Here is a 2,578-nt window from a genome sequence, read left to right as displayed (position 1 = left end):
GCCCTGGCGCGGGCCGACCCACACCTGCTGCACGTTGACGAACTCCTTGATGCCGTGCGGGCCGAGCTCGCGCCCGTAGCCGGAGCGCTTCACCCCGCCGCTGGGCAGCCGGGGGTCGGTCTTGACGATGCCGTTCACCGAGACCTGACCGGCCGCGATGTGGCGGGCCATCGCCTCGCCGCGCTCCGGCGTCGACCAGACGCTCGCCGCCAGGCCGTACTCGGTCCGGTTCGCGGCCTCGAGCGCCTCGTCGGCGTCGGCGGCCCGCAGCACCGCCATGACCGGACCGAACGTCTCCTCGCAGGCGGCGGTCATGTCGTCGGTGACGTCGTCGAGCAGGGTGGGCGGGTAGTACCAACCCGGGCCGTCGGGCAGCTCGCCGCCGAGCAGCAGGCGCGCCCCCGCCTGCACCGTCTGCGTGACCTGACGGTGCAGGTTCTCGCGCAGGTCGGCGCGGGCGATCGGCCCCACCTGCGTGGCGGGGTCGCGCGGGTCGCCCACCTTCAGCGCGGCGAGCCGGTCCCGGAGCCGGTCGACCAGCGCGTCGTGCACCGCGTCCTCGACGATGATCCGCTTCGCGGCGATGCACGACTGGCCCGCGTTGATGATGCGCGACAGGGCGATGGTGTCGGCCGCGGCGTCCAGGTCGGCGTCGGCGAGGACCACGCACGGGTCGGAGCCGCCCAGCTCCAGCACCGCGGGCTTGATCTCGGCGGCCGCGACGCTCGCCACGACCGACCCCCCGCGCGACGACCCGGTGAACGACACCGCCTGCACGCGCCGGTCCCGGATGACGCCGGCGACGTCCGCGGTCTCCAGCGGCAGGTTGCGGAACACGCCCTGCGGCGCGCCCGACGCCGACAGCGCCCGCGCGAACACGTCGCCGATCGCCTCCGCGCAGCCCGGCACGTGCGGGTCGTGCTTGAGCACGCCCGTGTTGCCCGCCATGAGGGCGGGCGCCGCGAAGCGCAGGGCCAGCCAGAACGGCGCGTTCCACGGCAGGACGCCGAGCACCGTGCCCAGCGGGAGGTGCTGCACGTAGCTGCGCGTCGCGTCGGAGGCGATCTCCTCGGTCGCCAGGTAAGCCGCCGCGTGCTCGGCGTAGTGGTCCGCGCACCAGGCCGCCTTCTCGACCTCGCCGAGCGCCTCGGAGATCGGCTTGCCCATCTCCTGCGTCATGAGGGGCGCCAGCTCGTCGGCCCGCGCGCGGAGGTCCGCCGCCACCGCGTGCAGCACCTCGGCGCGTCCGACGAGCCCCCGGTCCCGCCACGCGGCCCGCGCCGCCTCGGCGGCCGCCAGGGTGGTGTCCACCTCGCCCGGCGTCGCCGCCGGGACCTCGCGGACCACCTCGCCCGTGCTCGGGTCGGTCGCGATCAGCATCATGCGGTCTCCTCCTCGGTGGCGTCCGTGGTGGTGTCCTGCACGAGCGAGAGGGGCTCGCCCTCCGCCCTCCCCGCGGCGTGCTCGGGCTTGCAGGTGAAGTCCTCGGCCAGGGTGAAGAACGACTCGCACCCGTCGGCCGTCACCCGGACCGTGTCGGAGATGCCGACGGTCTTGTCGCCGTCGACGCCCCACATCCACGGGATGATGTGGAACGTCATCCCCTCCCGGAGCACGCGCGGGTCGCCCTGGTTGAGGCTGACGATGTAGCCCTCGTCCCAGCTGGGCGGGAACGCGATGCCGATCGAGTACCCCGACCGGGTCACCAGCCGTGCGCCGACGCCGTTGTCCGAGATGATGTTCCGCACGATGTTGTCGGCGTCGGACACGGTGAGCCCGGGCCGGATGGCCGCCTTGACCTCCGCGAGCGCCAGCTTCATCCGCTCCTGCGCCACCAGCATGCTGCGCGACAGGTCGTCGAGCACCACGGTGCGCATCATCGCGGTGTGGTACCGCCGGAAGCAGCCACCGACCTCGAGGAAGACGTGCTCTCCCGGCTGCACGGTGCGCCCCTCCCACGTCGCGTGCCCGATCATGCTCCGCGGCCCCGAGGTGACGTACGGCATCACCGCGGGGAACTCGCCGCCGGAGCGGAACATCGCCGACGCGATCTCCGCCGCGATCTCGTTCTCCGTCACCCCTGCGGCGACTGCCTCGATGCCCGCCGCCATCCCGACCTCCGTGGCGCGCGCGGCGCGCCGCATGACGGCGATCTCGGCGTCCGACTTGGTCACGCGCCCCTCCTCCACGATGCCGAAGCAGTCGAGCAGGCGGCCGTCGGTGAACGAGTTGTGGATGTAGTCCTGGTGGTAGGCCGGGAAGTAGTAGCTGTTGCGCTCGTACCCGACGTCCTTGGTGTCGAGGCCGAACTCTCGCAGGGACTGCACCAGGCTCTGGATGGCGTCGCCCGTGTCCGGGTAGGGACGGGTCAGCTCCACCCACGTGCGGGCGTGCACGTTCGACTCCTCCATGGCGCGGGTGATCATGAACGGCTCGTCCTCGAGCGGCACGACCAGCGCCTGGAAGAAGGAGTACCCCGTGGTCTGGTAGTCCGTGAGGTACATGAGGTTCTCGGGGTCGGTGATGACCACCGCGTCCAGCATCCGCTCCGCCATGCGGCGGCGCAGGTCGCCGAGGC

General features: G+C 72.6%; 2 protein-coding genes. Both read right to left on the bottom strand.

The annotated features are described in order from the left end of the window. On the bottom strand, positions 1-1,383 hold a 1,383-nt coding region (locus tag ACFWEK_RS20685; RefSeq protein ID WP_430555257.1), incomplete at its 3' end, for an NAD-dependent succinate-semialdehyde dehydrogenase. After that, positions 1,380-2,578, bottom strand: a 1,199-nt coding sequence (gene doeA / locus ACFWEK_RS20680; protein WP_430555256.1) for an ectoine hydrolase, incomplete at its 5' end; no start/stop codon positions are given. The genes ACFWEK_RS20685 and doeA, both read right to left, overlap by 4 nt.

The sequence above is a fragment of the Isoptericola sp. NPDC060257 genome, from assembly GCF_042726645.1.
GTDB lineage: Bacteria > Actinomycetota > Actinomycetes > Actinomycetales > Cellulomonadaceae > Isoptericola > Isoptericola nanjingensis.
The sequence above is the reverse complement of the archived record's forward strand: the minus strand, read 5'-3'. Positions and strand labels throughout refer to the sequence as shown.